Origin of the sequence: Tenggerimyces flavus, from assembly GCF_016907715.1 — a bacterium.
GTDB lineage: Bacteria > Actinomycetota > Actinomycetes > Propionibacteriales > Actinopolymorphaceae > Tenggerimyces > Tenggerimyces flavus.
This window is the reverse complement of record NZ_JAFBCM010000001.1, coordinates 4,662,320-4,681,288: the sequence shown is the minus strand read 5'-3', so window position 1 is coordinate 4,681,288 and position 18,969 is coordinate 4,662,320. Positions and strand designations below refer to the sequence as shown.

Genomic DNA, 18,969 nt, shown 5'->3' with positions numbered 1-18,969 from the left:
CGCGGCACGGTGAAGTTCCCCACGTCAGCGTGTCTTGACAGCGTGTCGCTCACTCCTTGCTTGCTGTCAACTACAGCCTGCGGGAACAGCAGGTCAAACCTTCCTCAGCGTCGTCACAGGAACGACACAGCGAGATAGCTCGCTGTGTCGTTCCACACACGTTCCAGCACGACGACGCTCGCTAGCCCTTCAGAGCCCCAGCCATCAGGCCGCGCATGAAGAAGCGGCCGAGCAGGATGTAGACCAGTAACGTCGGTATGGACGCGAGAATCGCCGCGGCCATCTGTTGGCTGTACGGCACGACCATCGAGCCCGCGATGTTGTTCAGCCGTACGGTCGTCGGCCACGAGTCCGGGCCGGTGAGGAACACCGCGAACAGGAAGTCGTTCCACATCGAGGTGAACTGCCAGATGATGACGACCGCGAACGCCGGGGCGGAGTTCGGCAACACGACGGAGAAGAACGTCCGCAGCATCCCGGCGCCGTCGACGCGGGCGGCTTCGATCAGCTCGTCCGGGATCGTCACGAAGTAGTTCCGGAAGATCAACGTACAGATCGGGATGCCGTACACCACGTGCGCGAACACCAGGCCCGGGATCCCGCCGATCAGGTTGATCGACCCCATCAGCTGCACCAGCGGGATCATCACCGCCTGGTACGGGATGAACATGCCGAACAGGAACGCGGTGAACACCAGGTCGGCGTACGGGAAGCGCCACTTCGACAGCACGAAGCCGTTCATCGAGCCGAGCAGAGCGGAGATCAGCGACCCTGGAACGGCGACCTTCACCGAGTTCCACAACGCCGGGGACAGCTGCTCCCACGCGACCTTCCAGGCCTCGAACGTCCAGTTCGCCGGCAGCATCCACGCCGTACTCGGGTCGGCCTCGGCCAGCGGCTTGAAGCTCGTCGCGAGCAGCACGTAGACCGGAATCAGGAACACCAGCACGAAGAACAGCAGCAAGGCGAACTTGACAACCCGTGCCACGGTGGCGCGCACCGGCGCGCCGGACGGCGCGTTCTGCCGAACGGGCTTGCGCTGCAGGGTTTCGACGGTCGTGGTCATGTCAGCCCCGCCTCTCACTACGAACGGTCCAGATGAGGTACGGGATGATGAACACGGCGATGAACAGCAACAGGTACGACGCGATCGTCGCGCCCTTCGCCGGATCGTGCGCGTCGAACACCATCTGCCACATGTAGACGGCGGGAACGTCGGTGATGATCTGCTTGCCGGACATCGCGACGATGAGGTCGAACACCTTCAACGAGATGTGCCCGAGGATGATGAGCGCCGACAGCGCGACCGGTCGCAGCTGCGGCAGAACGACGTACCAGTAGACCTTCCACTCCGCGGCGCCGTCGACCCGCGCGGCTTCCCGGATGTCCTCCGACACACCCCGGAAACCGGCGAGGAACAGCGCCATGACGTAGCCGCCCATCTGCCAGATGGCCGGAATCGCCATGGCGGCCATGCCGGTCTGTTGGTCCTGCCACCACTCGTTCGCCAGGAAGCCGAGACCGAGATCCTGGAACAGCGCGTTGAGCCCGACCGCGCGTTCTGGTGGCGCGGGGTTCATCAGCCAGCGCCAGACGATGCCGGTCGCGATGAACGAGATCGCCATCGGGAACAGGTAGATCGCGCGGAAGCCGCCCTCGCCCTTGATGCCCTTGTCCATGAGCAGCGCGAGGAACCAGCCGAGGATCAACGTCCCGACGACGAACACCACGGTGAACAGCACGAGGTGTCTGACCGAGAGGTTCCAGCGTTCCTCGCCCCACAGCTGAACGAAGTTGTCCAGCCCGACGAAGTTGCCCTCCGACACCTCGGAGTGCTTGTCGGTCATCGCGAGCTGGAAGTTCCAGCCCATCAGGCCGTACACGAAGACCGCGATCAGGATGATCGACGGTGAGATCAGCAGCAGGCCAGGCAGCCAGTTGCGAAGCCGACGCACGCCGACGCAACTCCCCTCGAAATGCTTGTGGACATGGTCGAATCATGCCGAGCGGGGTCGCCGGCTACTGCTCGTCCGGCGACCCCGCCCGCGCTAGGTCTAGATCAGACCTGTCCGCCGTTCTTCGCGGCGTCGACCAACGACGTCTGGAACTTGCCGACGTCCTTGCTCTGCAGGAACAGGCCGACCGCGGTGTCGATGTCGGTGTGCCACTTGTTGTTCGCGGTCACACCGTGCCAGAACGAGCCGGCCAGGTCGTTGCTCTTCCACTCCTCGAGCGCCCAGGCCAGATAGTCCTTGTACAGCGAGACATCCGCGTCCTTGCGCGCCGGGATCGAGCCCTTGGCCGGGTTGAACAGGTCCTGGCCCTCCTTGCTCGCGCACTCCTTCAGCCACTCGATCGCGGCGTCCTTGTGCGGGGCACCCTTCGGGAGCGTGAAGCTGTCGGACAGCCACATGTAGGTGCCGTCCGTACCAGGCGAGGCGGCCCACCTGTAGTCGACGTCCGGCTTCTTGCCGAGCTCGCGGAAGTAGCCGTCGGCCCAGTCGCCCATGATGACGTACGCGGCCTTGCCGTCCACGACGTTCTTCGCGGCGGCCTGCCAGTCCGTCGACGCGGCCTCGGTGTTGGCCATCTCGACGATCTGCTTGAAGTGGTCCAGGGCCTTCGTCACGTCCGCGCTCGCCCAGTCGCCGCCCTTGGCCCACAGCGCGTTGTAGCCGTCGGTGCCGAGGTCGCCGAGCAGCACGCTCTCCAGCAGGTGGTCAGCGGTCCACTGCGCGCCCAGCGAGATCGGGATCTTGCCGGTCTTCTCCTTGATGGTCTTGAGCTGCGTGATGAACTCCTCGACCGTCGTCGCGGGAGCGGTGATGCCCGCCTCCGTCAGCACGGCCGGGTTGTACCAGAGCACGTTCGACCGGTGGATGTTCACGGGGACGGAGTAGATCTTGCCCTCGAACGTGATCTGCTCGACGAGCTGCTCCGGGAACGTGTCGCGCAGGCCCTGCTCGTCGTAGAACGAGTTCAGGTCCTCGAGGCGCCCGGCCTTGATGTAGTCCTGCAGCTCAGCGCCCGCGTGGCCCTGGAACGAGTCCGGCGGGTCGTTGGACTGCAGCCGGCTCTCCAGGATCGCCTTCGCGTTCGTTCCCGATCCACCCGCGACCGCGGCGTTCTTGAACGCGATGTCGGGCTGCTTCTTGCCGAAGTCCTTCACCATGGCCTCGAGGCCCTTGGCCTCGCCGCCACCGGTCCACCAGGAGAACACCTCGACCTCGGACTTGCCGCCTCCGCTGTCGCCACTGCCGCTGCCGTTGGTGTCCCCTCCGTTCCCACAGCCGGCCACGGCCAGCAACCCGATCGCCGCGACGGCGCCGATCAGGCGTTTACTCATCCCCATCGTGCGTCCTCTCTTTGCCGCAGGGCTGACCCAGCCTGCGCTACCGCTGTCGGCGCAGGGGTCCCCACGCCGTCCCAACGTTCCTCCGCCTGTTCGCCCAGCAGGTCCACCTGCTCAGCGGCCAGGACGAGCGCGCCCAGCACCTCGGCGCGGTCTCCTGTCTCGGCGGCGACGACCGGCGTCTCCGCCACGGAGATGACCGCGTACCGCGGCATGGCGGCGCGCAGCGGCTCCAGCAACACCTCGCCGGCCGCGGCGAGGTCTCCCCCGACGACGACCCGCTCCGGGTTGACGACGTTGCACAGGTTCGCGGCGACGAAGCCGATGTGGCGGGCCGCGTCGGCGAGCACGCGGCGGCAGCCACCGTCGCCGTCAACCGCGGCTTGCACCAGGTCCTCGACCGTACGCAGGTGCGGGTGGCTGTGGCGGATCAGCTCGAGCAGGAACGGGCCGCCGACCAGCGTCTCGAGGCAGCCGCGGTTGCCGCAGGAGCAGATCGGGCCGGTCTCGTCGATCGTGAGATGCCCTATCTCGCCCGCGCTGCCGGCGTACCCGTGGTAGATCCGTCCGTCGACGACGAGGCCGGCGCCGAGGCCGGTGGCCGCCTTGACGTACGCGAGGTTCGCGATGCCGCGACCCGCGCCGAAGACCAGCTCACCCCTCGCGCCGAGGTTCGCGTCGTTGTCGGCGTAGACGTCCACGCCGAGCCGTTCGCCGAGGTCGCCGCGCGGGTCGATGCTGTCCCAGCCCGGCAGGATCGGCCAGGACGCGAGCCTTCCGTCGACCGGGAGGGGGGCGGGCAGGCCAACGCCGGCGGCGCGTACGTCGCGGTGGGTGCCGCCGACCTCTTCGAGGACCTCGGCGACCAGGGACTGCGCGACGTCGAGCGCGTCGCTGCCGGAGGCGCCGACGTTGCAGGCGCGCTTGCGCTCGGCGAGCACGGTGTAGCGGAGGTCGGCGAGCGCGACCCGGATGTGGCGGTGGCCGAAGTCGAGACCGAGGACCAGGCCCTGCTCGGAGCGGATCCGTACCTCCTGGGCCCTGCGGCCGCCGCGTACGCCCGGTGACACGTCGACCGTGCCGGCCTCGCCGAGGTGTCTCACGATGTTGGAGACGGAGGCTGGTGAGAGCCCGGTGACGCGGGCGATCTCGGCCTGGCTGAGCACGCCGCGGGACCGCACGGCGGCCAATACCCGGCGGATGTTCGCCGCACGCAGCGATGCCTGGGAGCCGGGCTTGAGGGTCACCCTGCACAGGTAACTCGGTCGGAGACTTGACGTCAAGACTTGGGGTAACAACGAAATGAACTAGCCTTTCTCGTTCACTTGTTGAACGGAGTTACCGTCTGTGTCCGGCGGAGCGAATCCCCCGGATTCACGGCCTAAACACCGCGCCTCCCCCTCGCACGTGGGCCGTGGCCGTACGGCTGGCAGGATCGAAGGCATGGATCGCGCGGAGGCCCTGCTCATCGGTGGACGTTCGGGAGTCGGCAAGACCACGATCGGTTGGGAGGTCTCAGCCCTCTTGCGGGCGGCCGCAGTGCCGCACGCGATCATCGAGGGCGACTTCATGGGGCAGGTGCACCCGGCGCCTTCGGGCGATCCGGAACGGACCCAGCTGGTCGAACGCAACCTGACCGCCGTGTGGTCCAACTTCGCCGCGCTGGGTTACCGCCGGCTGATCTACACCAACACCCTGAGCGTCCTGCCCGCGGCGGGTGCGATGTTCGAGCGTGCGCTGGGGCCGGACGTACGCCTGATCCGCGTGCTGCTCACGGCGTCCAACACCACCGCCGGCGACCGCCTACGTGCCCGCGAACTGGGCTCGGAGCTGGACGACGGCTTGCGCACGAGCATGGCCCGCGCCCGGGTGCTCGAGGAGTCCGTCTCGGCGGACACCGTTCGCGTCCCGACCGACGACCGACCAGTGCCGGACATCGCGCGTGACGTCCTGGCGGCGACCGGTTGGCAGCTCACCTGAAGCCCGATCCCCATGCGCGCCTTGGCAACAGCAGAAGCCCTGGTGTCCGAGGCTGTGGGAACGACCGTGCGCCTCCGTCTTCTGCTCATGGTCAGCGGACCGGCCGACGCTCCTCGGACCGTGATCGTCCGCACCCACCGCAGCAAGGGCGGGCGGCGGACCGACCCGTCCGGCTGATCGGCGCCGACCTGGATGCCGGCGTGCAGGTGACGGAGGACGTCGGCCCCGGCGATTCTCTGGACGACCTGCTGGGCGGAACGGACCAAGCGGCGGCCACCGACGGGCTCCTCGCCTGGGCACGGGCGCTCGGCGAGTTGCACGCGACGACGGCTGGACGAGCCTCGCGGGCGATGCGAGCGATGCGGTGTGCCGACGTGTCGGAGCTGCTGCATGCGTTGCAAGAGCCTGGCCCGTTCCTCGCCCTGTCGAACGGTGACGCCTGTCCGTACAACTCCCGGATCACCCACCAGGGCGTGCGATTCTTCGACTTCGAGCTCGCCGGCTTCCGGCATTGCCTGCTGGACGGAGCGTTCCTGCGCATGTCCTTCCCGAGCTGCTATCGATGGGGACGCTTGCCAGTCGACGTTCGCGCCGCTGCGGAGAACGCCTATCGGGACGCGCTCGCACCGATCGACGATGACACCTACCGTCGCGGAATGGCCGCAGCCGGCGGGGCTTGGGCGATCGTGCACGCCGTCCAGCTGCCTGGACCTGAGCAGCAGGATCAGCGCCGCGCGGTGCGCATTCATGCTGTCATCGCGGACTTCGTCGAGGTGGCGAGGACGGCCGGATGGCTTGGTGCCTTCGCTGGATGGTTCGCGCGGCGGATCCCCGCTGCGGAGCCGGTGCCGATCTACCCGGCGTTCGCCTCGCTAGGCTCGGCCGGGTGACTTGTGTGTTCTGTGCGATCGCCGCCGGTGAGGTTCCCGCCCAGTTCGTGGTCGACGAACCCGACCTGCTCGCGTTCCTCGACACCCGGCCGGTCTTCAAGGGTCACGTTCTGCTCATCCCCCGCGTGCACGTCGGCACGTTCCCCGAACTGCCGGCGAACCAGCTCGAGCCGTTCTTCGCGATGGGCCAGCGACTCGCGGTCGCCGTCGAGGAAGGCCTCGGCGCGAAGGGCGCGTTCGTCGCGCTGAACAACAAGGTCAGCCAGAGCGTCCCGCATCTACATCTCCATGTGGTTCCGCGCACGAAAGGCGACGGGTTGCGTGGGTTCTTCTGGCCGCGGACGAAGTACGCCTCCGACGACGAGGCAGCGGAGTACGCCAAGCGGCTCCGCGAGGTGCTTTAGCTCGACCACGCCACGACTGCTCCGCCCGGCCGCCGCATTAGGCGGCCGGGGTGAGACGGTGGTTGCGGAGTGGTCGTCGCTGGGAGTCGATCCAGTCCGGGGGTAAGAACTCCGGTAACCCATCGAGCGCGATGCGGACCTGCCACGCGCCCTGGTGGATTAACCGGTGGTGGTAGCCGCAGAGCAGGACGCCGTTGTCGCGGGTGGTCGGTCCACCCTTACTCCACGGAACCACATGGTGGGCGTGGCACCAGCCGGGGGGCCGATCACACCCGGGGAACGCACAGCCACCATCTCGGAGCTCGAGGATGCGGCGGAGTTTGCCTTGGAAGAGTCGCTGCTGGGTGTCGGTGAGGATGCTGACGCGGCCGGGCTGGTCCTCGGGCTTGACCAAGAATGCCCGGTCGGCTTCGCACATGAGCTGGTCGACCAGGCGGCGGGACAGTTCGATGCCGGTGTGCAGGGTCCGGCCACCGGTGTGGGTGAGGGTGACGACGAGCTGGGTGGGGTTCCCACCATGGGACGGCACGAGCCGCTCGGCCAACAACCGGCGGCAGGCCTCGTCCAATGCGTCGACGTTGCGTTGTTCGGGGAGGCGGGTGTCGCGGCCGTCGGGTCCGGGCTGCGGCGCCGCCAGCGGGTCGAGAACCAGCTTGAGGCGTTCCCCGACCACCTTCGGCAGCCGGGCGGTGACCCGCCACGTCCCCGACGACTCGTCGAAGGACATACGCAGAAACCGGTCCCGCTCAGCGCTGGCCTCTTCCTGCTTGAGCTTCAACTCCAGGACCTGGTCGGCAAGGTCCGGCGCGACGGTCTCCAAGAGCCTGTTCCCGACCTTCCCCAAGACTTTCGGGTCGAAGGTGACGGCACGCTCCAGCAGGGTGGCTTCGACCTGGGAGCGCAGCTCCGGGGTGGAGATGTGGGAGGGCAGCATCTGCACCACCCGCGAGATCACCCGCACCTGTGGAAGAGAAATCTCGCCGCGCGCAAGCGCCCGCGCGGTGGCGGGCAACTCGGAGTCGAGATGAGAGGCCAGTTTCACCATCGCACCCGCCTCAGCCGAAGGAACACGAAGGACGCCGGCAACCCACTGCGCCGTGTTCGCCGCACCCGCCGACACGGCGAGGTTCCGGGCGTCGGCCTCGCGGATCAGCTCGAGCCGGCGGGCTTCGTGCCAGTTGAGGGCGGCCTGGTTGTCGAGGAGTGCGGTGGTGAGTTGGTCGTCGGTCATCGACCACGCCGACACCCCACCGGCGGTGCCGGTGGTGTTCGAGCAAATGGTCGATTCCATAGCAGAATTCTACCAGCCGGATCGGCTTAATGCTCAACCCAGCAAGGGCAATCCCCGACATCATCGCCACCACAAGCGACGGCGGCTCCACAAGAGACCGCAACACGGCAACAAACCCAAGGCGCAGGCAGGCCTGTCCCGGGGAACTGTTCCGGGGGCAGGGGCGGCGCGTATGAAACTGGTGGCCGGGCCGGGGCGAGTCAAGTGCCGCAAAGCGGTCGCGAAGCGACGCCTCTCTCCTCCGCGAAGCGCCCCAGAGAGGCGCCCTTGACGCGCCCCGGACCGGCCACCACACTCGACCGCCGCCACAGCCCGACCAGCTAATCGCCAAGCACAGCAGGGCAAAGCAACAACAAGAGCGGAAGAACAGCACACGCCCTCAAGGGGCGATGGTGAAGAGGATGGGAGTGACGGTCGAGAGCTGGGAGCGACCGAGCGGTGGACGATGTTGAAGAGGAAGTAGTGGGCTAGCGAGGCGCGGCGTGGAGTGATGGCCGCTGGATGCGGCGGCGGGTGATGGCCGCTGGATGCGGCGGCGGGTAATGGCCGCTGGATGCGGCGGCGGGTAATGGCCGCTGGATGCGGCGGCGGGTAATGGCCGCTGGATGCGGCGGCGGGTAATGGCCGCTGGATGCGGCGGCGGGTAATGGCCGCTGGATGCGGCGGCGGGTAATGGCCGCTGGATGCGGCGGCGGGTAATGGCCGCTGGATGCGGCGGCGGGTAATGGCCGCTGGATGCGGCGGCGGGTAATGGCCGCTGGATGCGGCGGCGGGTAATGGCCGCTGGATGCGGCGGCGGGTAATGGCCGCTGGATGCGGCGGCGGGTAATGGCCGCTGGATGCGGCGGCGGGTAATGGCCGCTGGATGCGGCGGCGGGTAATGGCCGCTGGATGCGGCGGCGGGTAATGGCCGCTGGATGCGGCGGCGGGTAATGGCCGCTGGATGCGGCGGCGGGTAATGGCCGCTGGATGCGGCGGCGGGTAATGGCCGCTGGATGCGGCGGCGGGTAATGGCCGCTGGATGCGGCGGCGGGTAATGGCCGCTGGATGCGGCGGCGGGTAATGGCCGCTGGATGCGGCGGCGGGTAATGGCCGCTGGATGCGGCGGCGGGTAATGGCCGCTGGATGCGGCGGCGGGTAATGGCCGCTGGATGCGGCGGCGGGTAATGGCCGCTGGATGCGGCGGCGGGTAATGGCCGCTGGATGCGGCGGCGGGTGATGGCCGCTGGATGCGGCGGCGGGTGATGGCCGCTGGATGCGGCGGCGGGTGATGGCCGCTGGATGCGGCGGCGGGTGATGGCCGCTGGATGCGGCGGCGGGTGATGGCCGCTGGATGCGGCGGCGGGTGATGGCCGCTGGATGCGGCGGCGGGTGATGGCCGCTGGATGCGGCGGCGGGTGATGGCCGCTGGATGCGGCGGCGGGTGATGGCCGCTGGATGCGGCGGCGGGTGATGGCCGCTGGATGCGGCGGCGGGTGATGGCCGCTGGATGCGGCGGCGGGTGATGGCCGCTGGATGCGGCGGCGGGTGATGGCCGCTGGATGCGGCGGCGGGTGATGGCCGCTGGATGCGGCGGCGGGTGATGGCCGCTGGATGCGGCGGCGGGTGATGGCCGCTGGATGCGGCGGCGGGTGATGGCCGCTGGATGCGGCGGCGGGTGATGGCCGCTGGATGCGGCGGCGGGTGATGGCCGCTGGATGCGGCGGCGGGTGATGGCCGCTGGATGCGGCGGCGGGTGATGGCCGCTGGATGCGGCGGCGGGTGATGGCCGCTGGATGCGGCGGCGGGTGATGGCCGCTGGATGCGGCGGCGGGTGATGGCCGCTGGATGCGGCGGCGGGTGATGGCCGCTGGATGCGGCGGCGGGTGATGGCCGCTGGATGCGGCGGCGGGTGATGGCCGCTGGATGCGGCGGCGGGTGATGGCCGCTGGATGCGGCGGCGGGTGATGGCCGCTGGATGCGGCGGCGGGTGATGGCCGCTGGATGCGGCGGCGGGTGATGGCCGCTGGATGCGGCGGCGGGTGATGGCCGCTGGATGCGGCGGCGGGTGATGGCCGCTGGATGCGGCGGCGGGTGATGGCCGCTGGATGCGGCGGCGGGTGATGGCCGCTGGATGCGGCTCGACGCCAGCCGCGCACCACAGCCGACCCGTCACGACCCGAACGGGCAGGAACCGCTGCCCCGTTGGCCGCCCGGCTACCGAGTGCGGACGGCCGGTTCCTCGGCGACGATGCGAACGTGGGAGACCATCGACGTTCCAACGCACCCCCAACCGGCCACCGACGCCGCGGCAGCGAGCCAAAGAACGACCCGGACCGGCCGTCGACTCCCCCGACCCCGAGCCCAACCCCCGAAGCGCTGGAACGGGCCGACGCAAGCAACCAAGCCGCCATGCTCAGTGCCCTGCAACGCAGTGCCGGGAACGCGGCCGTCCAACGCATGCTGGCCGCCGAAGAGCCAACGGTCCAACGCGAAGGCTCAGCCGTACCAGGCGTAGCCGCCAAACACGCAGTGACGTTCTTCAAAGGCAAGCAAGAGATCAACGCAAGCCTCGACCCGATCCCCGCGAAGATCTCCGAGCTCGAGGCCACAGCAGTCGGAACGTTCGAGAGCAAACCCACCAGCGAGAGCGACACCGGCACGGCCAAGGCCGGGACCTCGGTCGGCGCGGAGACGTCGGTCTCGGCCGAGCTGGAGAAGTCCTGGGACAAGACCGTGATCGAGGCCGTCACCGGCATGAAGCCCAAGACGACAGCCGGCACCAAGTTCACCCCGACCGGCGGTGAGGTCGGCATCGAGGGCGCGCTCGAGGGGCAGTACGTCACGTTCAAGCTCGGCGTCAGCTTCATCGAGTACGACAAGGGCGAGGTCAAGGTTCTCCCGATCAAGCCGGGCGTCGAGGTCCCGATCAAGAAGGAGATCTCGATTCCGAAGCTTGGCATCGAGGGCACGCTCGAGGTCAAGACCACGCTCACGTTGACGATCGAGCCCGACGCGAAGGCAATCGCGAAGTGGCTCGGCGAGACGTTCGGGCCCGAGCTCGTCGCGGTCGGCGCGCCGATCGCGGCCGGCGCTGCGGCGGCTGGGTTCCTCGTCGGCACGATGTACCTGATGCAGGACGCCGCCGAGCGCGGTGCCGACGCTGGCAACGCGGCGGTCGCGGCTGGGCAGGAGGCGTCCAGCTTCGCGGAGTCGTTCGCCGACGTCGCGACCGGCGGTCCCGGCACGGGTGGGCCGCGCGGCGCCGACGGCGCGAAGGCGGCGGAGGAGGCGCTCAACAAGCAGGTCGGCATCCGTACGGTGGTCATCGAGAAGAACCGCCAGCACGGCCGCGGGACGATCGCCCGCGAGATCTACCAGGTGATCGCCCAGGACATCTACGACCAGGCCAAGGCGTTGTTCCGCGACAAGCACAAGGATGACGTCTCCGTCGGGATCGGCAACTTCCTCGGCATCGACGACCTCGGCAGCGGCGTCGGCAGCCACATGAAGACGATCTACATCGTGCTCGAGAACAAGATGCCCGGCGGCGGGCCGCTCATCCTGCGGACGTGAGGACGCTCCAGCTCGGCTCGTCCGCCCACAACGAGCCCGGATCGACGTACGGGCGCAGCAGCTCCGCGAGCTCCGGGTCGGCGACCCCGCGCAGCGCGTGCTCGGCGATCCGGCGCGCGATGCCGGCGAGGAAGTCCGCGACCTGGATCCGGTCGTCCGTACCCGAGTCGATCCGCCGCAGCTCCGACAGCCGGAGCTGGGACCGGAGCAACGCGGTACGGCCGGGCGTGAGCGCGCTCGTCTCGTCGTGCAGGATCGCGACCGCGGCGCCGTCGTCGCTCCACTGCTGGATCGTCCTCGCCACCGCCGGGATCAGTGGGTCGATGGTCGCGAGCACACCCTGGGCGTCGCGCCACGTACGGTACGCGTCAGCCCGCTCGCGCCGGCCCCGGAGCGCGCCGAGCAGCCCGTTCGGCCGGTCCTGCTCGAGCAGCGTGAACATGGGCTCGGACGGATCACCGGTGTCGCGGCGCCACCGAGCACGCAACAGCCGGTTGGCGGCGTCGCCGAACGTGGACCACCGTTCGTCGCCGAGCACCCGCGGCCCTTCGGCCTGGAGCAGACGGGCCTGTCGCAGCGCCGTAGCGGACGGCCAGCCGGGCAGGTCGGTGAAGTACGTCGACTCCCCCATCAGCACGTCGACGAGCAGCACGAGCAGGAAGTACGCCTTGTCGAGCAGGTAGACCCTGGCCACGCCGTGGATCGGGCCGTCCTCGTTCAGCAGCCACGTCACGACCTCCCGGTTGCGCATCAGGCGCGAGGACTTGTACTCCGTCGTGATCGGAGTGCCGATGCGTTCGCGAACCTCGGCGAGGATGCGCGCCGCCTCGTCCGACGTCAGCTGGATGCTCGAGTGCGAGAACACCGTGGTCTCGCCGCCGACCAGATGCTCACCCTCGGCACCCGACTCGTCGCAGACGATCTCGACGAGCCGCGTGGGCAGCTGGGGCATCCGGTCTCCTCTCGGACGGCCCTCATCATCGACCGTATCCGCGCCGAACGCCACGCGGATTTGCGGCGATCCGGTCCGCGACGGTGGAATGTGGCCGGTGGACACCCTCCAACGGCGTCGGGTGCTGGTCACCTTCGCGACGGTCGCTCTCGTGATCGCGGCCGTGCTCTACACGACCTGGCCGTTGGCGGCGCTGCTCGGTTTGGACGCCTCGACACCGGACAGCCTGGTCAGCGAACTGGCCGCGCGGGACCAGCCGTGGTCGTGGCTGTTCCGGCTCGGCGACACGTCCGCCGGCGTGGTGGCGGTGGTTGCCGGAATCGCCGCGGCGGTGAGCGTACGAGACGTGGTGAGCCGGGTCGGGTACGTCCTGCTCGCCGTCTTCGGCGCCGCGACCGTCGCGGACGCCTCGATGCCGCTGGCCTGCGCACCATCGGTCACACCGGGATGCCCGACACCGTCGAGCGACCTGCCGCACGTGATCACCAGCGGGACCTCGAGCGCGGTCGTCTGCTGCGGGATCGTGCTCGTCCTGTACGCCGCCCGTACCCGCGTCGCGAAGCCTGCGATCGTGACCGGCTTCGCGCTCGCCGCGATCGCGATCGGCGGCCTCCTGGTGTTCTCCGTACGCACGCTCGCCGACAACTACGTGGCAGCCGGCGCCATCCAACGCGGAGCCCTGCTGGCCCTCAGCCTCGGCCTCGCCGGGAGCGGCCTGCTCGTCAGACCGCTGTCCCGCTAGGCCTTCCCCGGACGGACGAGCGGGAACAACAGCGTGTCGCGGATCGACAGGTCGGTCAGCATCATCACCAGCCGGTCGACGCCCATGCCGAGTCCACCCGCGGGCGGCATGCCGTACTCCAACGTGTGCAGGAAGTCCTCGTCCAGCTGCATCGCCTCGACGTCGCCGCCCGCGGCCAGCAAGGACTGCGCGGTGAGCCGGAGGCGCTGCTCCACCGGATCGACGAGCTCGGAGTACGCCGTGCCCAGCTCCATGCCGAACGCCACCAGGTCCCAGCGCTCCGCCACCCGCGGGTCGGTGCGGTGCGCCCGGGTCAGCGGCGAGACCTCGGTCGGGAAGTCGCGATAGAACGTCGGGGAAACCGTCCGCGGCTCGACCAGCTTGTCGTACAGCTCCAGCACCGCCGAGCCGTGCGACGCCTCCACGTCCAACGCCACGCCGGCCGCGGCACCCAGCGAGCGCAGCTCGGTGACCGGCGTGGAAGGCGAGATCGACGCGCCGAGCGCCGCGCCGACGGCGTCGTGCACGGTCACGTCCGCCCACGGTTCGGCCAGGTCGACCCACACCGTCGAGCCGTCCGGCATCGCGTGCGACACCTTCGTCGACCCGTGCACCGCCTCGCACGCCGCCAGCACCAGCGAGCGGATCAGCGGCTGCATCGACTCGTAGTCGCCGTACGCCTGGTACGCCTCGAGCATCGTGAACTCGGGATTGTGCGTCGCGTCCGCGCCCTCGTTGCGGAAGTTCCGGTTCAGCTCGAAGACGCGCTCGGCGCCGCCGACCAGCAGCCGTTTGAGATACAGCTCCGGCGCGATCCGCAGATAGAGCGGCATGTCGTACGCGTTGATGTGCGTACGGAACGGGCGCGCGTTCGCCCCACCGTGCACCGGTTGCAGCATCGGCGTCTCGACCTCGAGGAACCCCGTCGAGCGCAGCACGTCGCGGACGGCGGACACTGCCAACGAGCGCTGATGGAAGATCGTCCGCGCCTCCGGCCGGATCGCCAGGTCGACCGCGCGCAGCCGTACGCGTGCCTCCGGATCGGCCATGCCGTGCCACTTGTCGGGCAACGGGCGCAGGCACTTCGAGGTGATCGCCCAGGACGACCCGCGCACGGTCAGCTCGCCGGACCGCGTCGTCCCGACCACGCCCGTCACACCGACGTGGTCGCCGATGTCGACGTACTTCTTCCAACGCTCGAACGTCTCCTGGGCACCCAGGTCATCCAGGTCGATCATGATCTGCAGGTCGCCGGTGCCGTCGCGGACGGTCGCGAAGCAGAGCCGGCCGAGCTTGCGCATCAGCAGCACGCGGCCAGTAATGCCGACGACCTCCGAGGTCCAGTGGTCGGCCTCCACCGCGGCGAAGCGGGTACGGATCTCCTCGATCGTGGCTGTGCGCGGATAACCGACCGGGTACGGCTCGACGCCGTCGTCGCGGAGCCGGCGCAGCTTGGCGCGGCGGACGCGTTCCTGCTCGGGCAGCCGGCGCTCGCGTTCGGCCTCCAGCTGCGCGGTGTCCGGCGCCTCGCCCCACGGATCCCAGCCGTCGTCGAAGTCCTCCGCTGCCAACCGCGGGTTGACACGAGGCATGCGCCCGGAGAGGAACCCCGGCAGGAACCCCTCGACGATGCCGCACGCCAACCCGATCCGCACCAGGTCGCGCGACGCCGGGTAGCACAGGAAGCGCGGCATCCAGTCCGGCTCGAACTTCGCGTTCGCCCGGTACAGCGACTCGATCTGCCACCACCGCGACGCGACGAGCAACGCGTTGCGCCACACCCGTGCGACCGGCCCGGCACCGATCTGCGCGCCCTCGACGATGCCGGAACGGAACATCGCGAAGTTCAACGACACCCGCTCCACCCGGAAACGCGGCGCGGCCTCCACGAGCCGGGTGACCATCAGCTCGACCATCCCGTTCGGCGCCGCCGGCTCGCGCCGCATCAGGTCGAGCGACAGGCCGTACCGTCCCCAGGGAACGAACGACAGCACCGCGTGCCGCTCGCCCTTGCCGTCCAGGGCCTCGACGAGCACGCAGCGCTTGTCGCGCGGGTCGCCCAATCGGCCGAGGGCCATGGAGAAACCGCGCTCGCTCTCGGTGTCGCGCCACTGCTCGGTGTCGGTGACGATCGTCGCCATCTCATCGCGCGGGATCTCGTCGTGCCGCCGGATCCGGCAGGTGAAGCCGGCGCGCTCGAGCCGGTTGACGGCCTGCCGCACCGACCGCATGTGCCGGCCCGTGAGCTTGAAGTCCGCGACGTGCAGCACGGCCTCGTCGCCGAGCTCCAACGCGTCGAGTCCGGACTCGACGTAGCACTCGGCGCCGGCCTCGCTCGCGCCCATGACCGCGGGCGCCCAGGCGAAGCGGCGGGCCTCGTCAAGCCAGGCTTGCACCGCTGCCGGCCAGTGCTCGCAGGCGCCGATCGGGTCGCCGCTCGCGAGGCTGACGCCGGCAACGACGCGGTACGTGACCGCGGCCTCCCCCGACGCGGACCAGATCGCGGACTTGTCGCGCCGGGTGGCGAAGTAGCCGAGCGAGTCGTTCTCGCCGTGCTGGGCGAGCAACGTACGGATGCCGCGCTCGTCGTCCGGCGTCTGGAACAAGCTCTTGCGACCGGGCCGGAACAGCACCCAGGCGGCGACCAGCTGAGCGGCCGCGCCGAGGATCCCGAGAGCCACCACCCCGACGTGCGCCGGATGGTGGAACGACTCCTCGCTCTCCTCCTCGGTGAAGTAGTCGGGGTCCATCGATCCGGTGCCCCCGGCGATGTAGACAATCACCGTTTGCAACCGGTCCTCGAACGTCGTCGTCTTGCCAGGGAACAAGCTGACCACGCCGAGTCCGACGACGACACCGAAGATCGCCATCACGACCAGCGCGAGCAGCGCCCGCCAGCCGGCTCGCGGTGCGACGCGAGCGTGGAACGCCGGCCGCGCGACGAGCAGGAGCCCGAACGCGAGCGTGAGCACGACGATGCTGAGCCAGCCGTCGCCGTTGCTGAGCACCTCGAGGATGCCGAAGATGAGGTTCGGGACGATCAGCAGGAGAACGAGGAACCACCACGCGATCCGCTTCCGGCGCCTCACCGCGGCGGCGAGGATGCCGAGGTAGGCGGCGTACGCGAGGTTCGGCTGGGCGCTGATCGTGGTGACCTCGATGATGTCGCGCACGATGCTCAGCGGGCCGCGCAGCGCGGGGAGGAGAGCGGTCACGGCGGAGAACACCGCGACGAGGCGGAGGAAGCGGGCGATCCAGGTCGCGATCACGCCGGCGATTCGTTCGGCCTTGGCGTTGCGCTTGGTCGATCGAGAGCCCTGCTCGGCACGTTCGGGAGTGGCGCTCGACGCCGAAGTGGTCCGTTCGGCGTCGTGCGTCGTCATTTCGGTGCTCATGTCCGTCCCCGATCCATGCCTCGCACTCAGCTCGTCCTCAGCTGGCACTCAGCCGAGCCTGCCACAGTGGGTAGGTGCCAGGAACGCAACCTGCGCCCTACCGGGTATTGATCCTTCCCGGGTTAGCCGGATGCCACCCGGACTGGCGAGCCGTGATCGACGGCCTCGACGCGCCCGTCGTCGAGTACGTCTCCGGCGCGCTGCCCGGTCTCGACCCCTCGCCCGCGATCGCCGCGCCGGCCGCCGCTGCCGAGTCCGCCGTCCGCGGCTCGGAGCTGCCGGCCATCGTGGTCGCGCACTCGATGGGCTCCATGCCGGCCGAGGTGCTGATCCGGCGCGACGTTCCCCGGCTGCTCGGCGTGATCCTCGTCGACCCGTCCGCCGAGCCGGCGCCGAACCGCTTCTTCTCCTGGTTGGGCGGCTTCACCGAGTCGGTGGGCGACTTCGTCGATCAGCTGCCGATGAGCATCACCAAGTGGATTGGCCGGCGGATCCGCTATACCGCCGTATGTATGGACGCGTACGGACCCGAGCCGCTGACGCCGGCCGAGGTCGACGAGGAGTACGGCCGCCCGGAGGCCCTCGCGGCCGCGATCCGCGGCTACGGCCGGTACTACCGCTGGGCAACCGAGCTGCCCGCCTACCGCGACGGCCGCGTGCCGCGCATCCCCGTACGCATGCTGATCGCCGGCGACTCAGTCGGCAGGGAACTGCGCAACCAACGGTGGTTGGCCGCCCAACTCGGCGCCGTCGCCGAGGTCGTTCCGGAGACGCGGCACCTGATCTACATCGACCGCCCGGACACGATCATCGACGCGGTCCGCGCGATGGCCGAGGAGCGATCCGGCCGCTCTCACGGCTAGGCCTCGGTGGACTGCATGGGTCGCCTCACACGGTCAGTGGCCCCTCTACCTGGCGTCCACCCCACGTAAAGGGGCCAATGATCATGTGAACATGATCATTGGCCGCCGGGCGGGACCGGTCGAACCAACCACCGGACGAAACGATCGCGCTCAGGCCGTGGCCAAGGGATCGCCCGGGCGAACCAATCGCGCCAAGAGGGCACTGTTGGCGCGTCCCGAACGTCGAAGGGGCGTTTCGTGGCACAGTGAACCCGATATCGATGAGGAGGTGCGGCATGGCAACGGTACGTCCTCGGGCGGCTGTGCTGGCCACAGTGGGCTCGCTCGGCATCGCGGCCAGCGCGTACATGGCCTGGTTCGACTCGCGCGTGGCGGACACGGTGCCGTTCGTGCGGGTGTTGTTCGGCGGTTCGCCCACGGACACGGCGGTCTCGTACTGGCAGTCGATGGCGGCTCCGCTCGTCATCGTCGGCGCGATTGGCACGCTGGGCGCGTTGGCGCTGTCGCGGGCCCTGCTGTGGCTCACGTTCGTGCTCGGGCTGGTCACGGTCGGTCTGTGGGGAACGAACGAGATCCTCGACCGCGGCGCGGCTTCGCTCGCGATCGGCGACTTCGGCACCGGCGCGTTTGTCGCGGTGGCGGGCCTGCTCGTCCTGCTGGTCAGCACAATCGCGCTCCGCGGCGGTTCGGACGAGACCGATCCCGACGAGGTCTCGGCGCTGCCGCGCGGCTACGGCGCCGGCTCGACGACCACGACCGGGCAACAGCCCGCGTACGTGGATCCGAGCGTCGACGCGCCGACCCAGCCACAGCGCGCTCAGTCCAGCACGTCTCGACCCGACTCCGACGACGGCACCTGAGCTCGTCGTCCACCGCACAACGGGGCCGCCACCGGCCCCGTTGTGCGCTTTAATCGGTCGGGTGAACGTGTCTGTTCTCGTGCCCGCCGATCGGATCGGCGCGTTCCAGGTCGCGCTCGGCACGTTCCACCAGACCAAGACCTTCCCCGTCGCGTCCCCCGGCTCGACGGGTGACCAGTGGCGCCGGCTCTCCGTCGAAGTCGGCGAAGTCGGCGTGTTCTACCACGAGTTCGGCCGCTGGCTGGCTTAGGCGAGGTTGGTGCAGCGGTACCGCTGCGGCGGCGGTTCCTCGTCGTCGGGCGACGGCAGCTGGATGCCGGTCATCGTCAGTTGGACCGTCGCGCCGGACGTGGCGTTGAAGAGCAGGCTGCTCCCCACGTCGATCTGGAAGGTGCCCGGCTGCAGGTTGTGCAGCCTCTCCAACACCTCGCTCAGGTCGACGTTCGGGACTTCCTCGAGTCTTTGCGCGAACGTGCCGGAGTCGGCGACGACCACCGTTCCGTCGAAGACGACCACGCCGACGTCGACGTGCCGCAGCTCCTCGACGGCCTGCTCGGGATCCTGGCGGAGGGCCGCCTCGCTGAACAGCACGGCACGGCTGCGGCCGCGTTCTGCTGCCGGCATCGCCTCCCCCTCGATCGGGCCCTGGGGCCAATCTAGAGGGAGGCGTGTCGCGGGTGTACCC

18 protein-coding genes are annotated in these 18,969 nt (G+C 69.4%); 9 read left to right on the top strand and 9 right to left on the bottom strand.

What is annotated here, in order from left to right; translation table 11 throughout:
- Window positions 1-181: 181 nt before the first annotated feature.
- The 4 genes from JOD67_RS21820 to JOD67_RS21805 all read right to left on the bottom strand — a co-directional run bounded on the left by JOD67_RS21820 (window position 182) and on the right by JOD67_RS21805 (window position 4,599).
- Complete coding sequence (locus JOD67_RS21820) at window positions 182-1,066, bottom strand: carbohydrate ABC transporter permease (RefSeq protein ID WP_205119555.1); 885 nt, start codon at window positions 1,064-1,066, stop codon at window positions 182-184.
- A gap of 1 nt (window position 1,067) precedes the next feature.
- Entirely contained in the window at window positions 1,068-1,955 is an 888-nt protein-coding gene (locus JOD67_RS21815; protein WP_205119554.1) for a carbohydrate ABC transporter permease, read from the bottom strand.
- 104 nt (window positions 1,956-2,059) lie between these two features.
- On the bottom strand, window positions 2,060-3,346 hold the full coding sequence (locus JOD67_RS21810; protein ID WP_205119553.1) for an ABC transporter substrate-binding protein: 1,287 nt from the start codon (window positions 3,344-3,346) through the stop codon (window positions 2,060-2,062).
- Window positions 3,343-4,599: an ROK family transcriptional regulator gene (locus tag JOD67_RS21805; RefSeq protein ID WP_307782496.1), complete on the bottom strand. Its 1,257-nt coding sequence runs from the start codon at window positions 4,597-4,599 to the stop codon at window positions 3,343-3,345. The genes JOD67_RS21810 and JOD67_RS21805 overlap by 4 nt, the downstream gene beginning before the upstream one ends.
- A 196-nt stretch (window positions 4,600-4,795) precedes the next feature.
- Between JOD67_RS21805 and JOD67_RS21800 the strand changes: the two genes are divergently transcribed.
- Genes JOD67_RS21800 through JOD67_RS21790 form a run of 4 tightly spaced genes read left to right on the top strand, consistent with a single transcriptional unit; the run spans window position 4,796 to window position 6,626 of the window.
- Window positions 4,796-5,332: a hypothetical protein gene (locus JOD67_RS21800; RefSeq protein WP_205119552.1), complete on the top strand. Its 537-nt coding sequence runs from the start codon at window positions 4,796-4,798 to the stop codon at window positions 5,330-5,332.
- A 42-nt stretch (window positions 5,333-5,374) separates the two neighbouring features.
- Window positions 5,375-5,509 (top strand): hypothetical protein, encoded by a 135-nt coding sequence (locus JOD67_RS41280; RefSeq protein WP_275577151.1) that lies wholly within the window; start codon window positions 5,375-5,377, stop codon window positions 5,507-5,509.
- A 23-nt stretch (window positions 5,510-5,532) separates the two neighbouring features.
- Window positions 5,533-6,222 carry a hypothetical protein gene (locus JOD67_RS21795; RefSeq protein ID WP_205119551.1) on the top strand — a complete coding sequence of 230 codons (690 nt, stop codon included), beginning with the start codon at window positions 5,533-5,535 and terminating at the stop codon, window positions 6,220-6,222.
- On the top strand, window positions 6,219-6,626 hold the full coding sequence (locus tag JOD67_RS21790; protein WP_307782495.1) for an HIT family protein: 408 nt from the start codon (window positions 6,219-6,221) through the stop codon (window positions 6,624-6,626). Before JOD67_RS21795 ends, JOD67_RS21790 begins: the two co-directional genes overlap by 4 nt.
- A gap of 37 nt (window positions 6,627-6,663) precedes the next feature.
- Here JOD67_RS21790 and JOD67_RS21785 read toward each other — a convergent pair whose 3' ends face one another.
- Together JOD67_RS21785 and JOD67_RS21780 are read right to left on the bottom strand one after the other, a co-directional pair.
- Window positions 6,664-7,917 carry an HNH endonuclease signature motif containing protein gene (locus JOD67_RS21785; RefSeq protein WP_205119549.1) on the bottom strand — a complete coding sequence of 418 codons (1,254 nt, stop codon included), beginning with the start codon at window positions 7,915-7,917 and terminating at the stop codon, window positions 6,664-6,666.
- A gap of 467 nt (window positions 7,918-8,384) precedes the next feature.
- A complete protein-coding gene (locus tag JOD67_RS21780) occupies window positions 8,385-10,058 on the bottom strand; it encodes a hypothetical protein (protein ID WP_205119548.1) in 1,674 nt (557 codons plus the stop codon).
- 250 nt (window positions 10,059-10,308) lie between these two features.
- Here JOD67_RS21780 and JOD67_RS21775 point away from each other — a divergent pair, with 250 nt between their 5' ends.
- Window positions 10,309-11,472, top strand: coding sequence for a hypothetical protein (locus JOD67_RS21775; protein WP_205119547.1), 1,164 nt, complete (start codon window positions 10,309-10,311; stop codon window positions 11,470-11,472).
- Here JOD67_RS21775 and JOD67_RS21770 read toward each other — a convergent pair.
- Window positions 11,456-12,424 carry a hypothetical protein gene (locus tag JOD67_RS21770; RefSeq protein WP_205119546.1) on the bottom strand — a complete coding sequence of 323 codons (969 nt, stop codon included), beginning with the start codon at window positions 12,422-12,424 and terminating at the stop codon, window positions 11,456-11,458. The genes JOD67_RS21775 and JOD67_RS21770 overlap by 17 nt on opposite strands.
- A gap of 97 nt (window positions 12,425-12,521) precedes the next feature.
- Here JOD67_RS21770 and JOD67_RS21765 point away from each other — a divergent pair, with 97 nt between their 5' ends.
- Entirely contained in the window at window positions 12,522-13,166 is a 645-nt protein-coding gene (locus JOD67_RS21765; RefSeq protein WP_205119545.1) for a DUF998 domain-containing protein, read from the top strand.
- Here JOD67_RS21765 and lysX read toward each other — a convergent pair.
- Complete coding sequence (lysX, locus tag JOD67_RS21760) at window positions 13,163-16,561, bottom strand: bifunctional lysylphosphatidylglycerol synthetase/lysine--tRNA ligase LysX (protein ID WP_239553961.1); 3,399 nt, start codon at window positions 16,559-16,561, stop codon at window positions 13,163-13,165. The two genes, JOD67_RS21765 and lysX, sit on opposite strands and share 4 nt — an antisense overlap.
- Before the next feature lie 74 nt (window positions 16,562-16,635).
- On the opposite strand from lysX, the gene JOD67_RS21755 reads away from it, so the two are divergent.
- The 3 genes from JOD67_RS21755 to JOD67_RS21745 all read left to right on the top strand — a co-directional run bounded on the left by JOD67_RS21755 (window position 16,636) and on the right by JOD67_RS21745 (window position 18,534).
- Complete coding sequence (locus JOD67_RS21755; RefSeq protein WP_205119544.1) at window positions 16,636-17,424, top strand: alpha/beta fold hydrolase; 789 nt, start codon at window positions 16,636-16,638, stop codon at window positions 17,422-17,424.
- A 275-nt stretch (window positions 17,425-17,699) separates the two neighbouring features.
- Window positions 17,700-18,284 carry a hypothetical protein gene (locus tag JOD67_RS21750; RefSeq protein ID WP_205119543.1) on the top strand — a complete coding sequence of 195 codons (585 nt, stop codon included), beginning with the start codon at window positions 17,700-17,702 and terminating at the stop codon, window positions 18,282-18,284.
- A gap of 61 nt (window positions 18,285-18,345) precedes the next feature.
- Window positions 18,346-18,534 (top strand): hypothetical protein, encoded by a 189-nt coding sequence (locus tag JOD67_RS21745; RefSeq protein WP_205119542.1) that lies wholly within the window; start codon window positions 18,346-18,348, stop codon window positions 18,532-18,534.
- On the opposite strand, the gene JOD67_RS21740 is transcribed toward JOD67_RS21745, so the two are convergent.
- Entirely contained in the window at window positions 18,531-18,908 is a 378-nt protein-coding gene (locus JOD67_RS21740; RefSeq protein WP_205119541.1) for a hypothetical protein, read from the bottom strand. The genes JOD67_RS21745 and JOD67_RS21740 overlap by 4 nt on opposite strands.
- Window positions 18,909-18,969 lie beyond the last annotated feature (61 nt).

Excerpts from the sequence above, each read along its gene's own strand:
- JOD67_RS21820 (WP_205119555.1), bottom strand. The coding sequence starts at position 1,066 with ATGACCACGACCGTCGAAACCCTGCAGCGCAAGCCCGTTCGGCAGAAC.
- JOD67_RS21810 (WP_205119553.1), bottom strand. The coding sequence starts at position 3,346 with ATGAGTAAACGCCTGATCGGCGCCGTCGCGGCGATCGGGTTGCTGGCC.
- JOD67_RS21800 (WP_205119552.1), top strand. The coding sequence starts at position 4,796 with ATGGATCGCGCGGAGGCCCTGCTCATCGGTGGACGTTCGGGAGTCGGC.
- JOD67_RS21785 (WP_205119549.1), bottom strand. The coding sequence starts at position 7,917 with ATGGAATCGACCATTTGCTCGAACACCACCGGCACCGCCGGTGGGGTG.
- JOD67_RS21775 (WP_205119547.1), top strand. The coding sequence starts at position 10,309 with ATGCTCAGTGCCCTGCAACGCAGTGCCGGGAACGCGGCCGTCCAACGC.
- JOD67_RS21770 (WP_205119546.1), bottom strand. The coding sequence starts at position 12,424 with ATGCCCCAGCTGCCCACGCGGCTCGTCGAGATCGTCTGCGACGAGTCG.
- lysX (WP_239553961.1), bottom strand. The coding sequence starts at position 16,561 with ATGAGCACCGAAATGACGACGCACGACGCCGAACGGACCACTTCGGCG.
- JOD67_RS21750 (WP_205119543.1), top strand. The coding sequence starts at position 17,700 with ATGGCAACGGTACGTCCTCGGGCGGCTGTGCTGGCCACAGTGGGCTCG.
- JOD67_RS21740 (WP_205119541.1), bottom strand. The coding sequence starts at position 18,908 with ATGCCGGCAGCAGAACGCGGCCGCAGCCGTGCCGTGCTGTTCAGCGAG.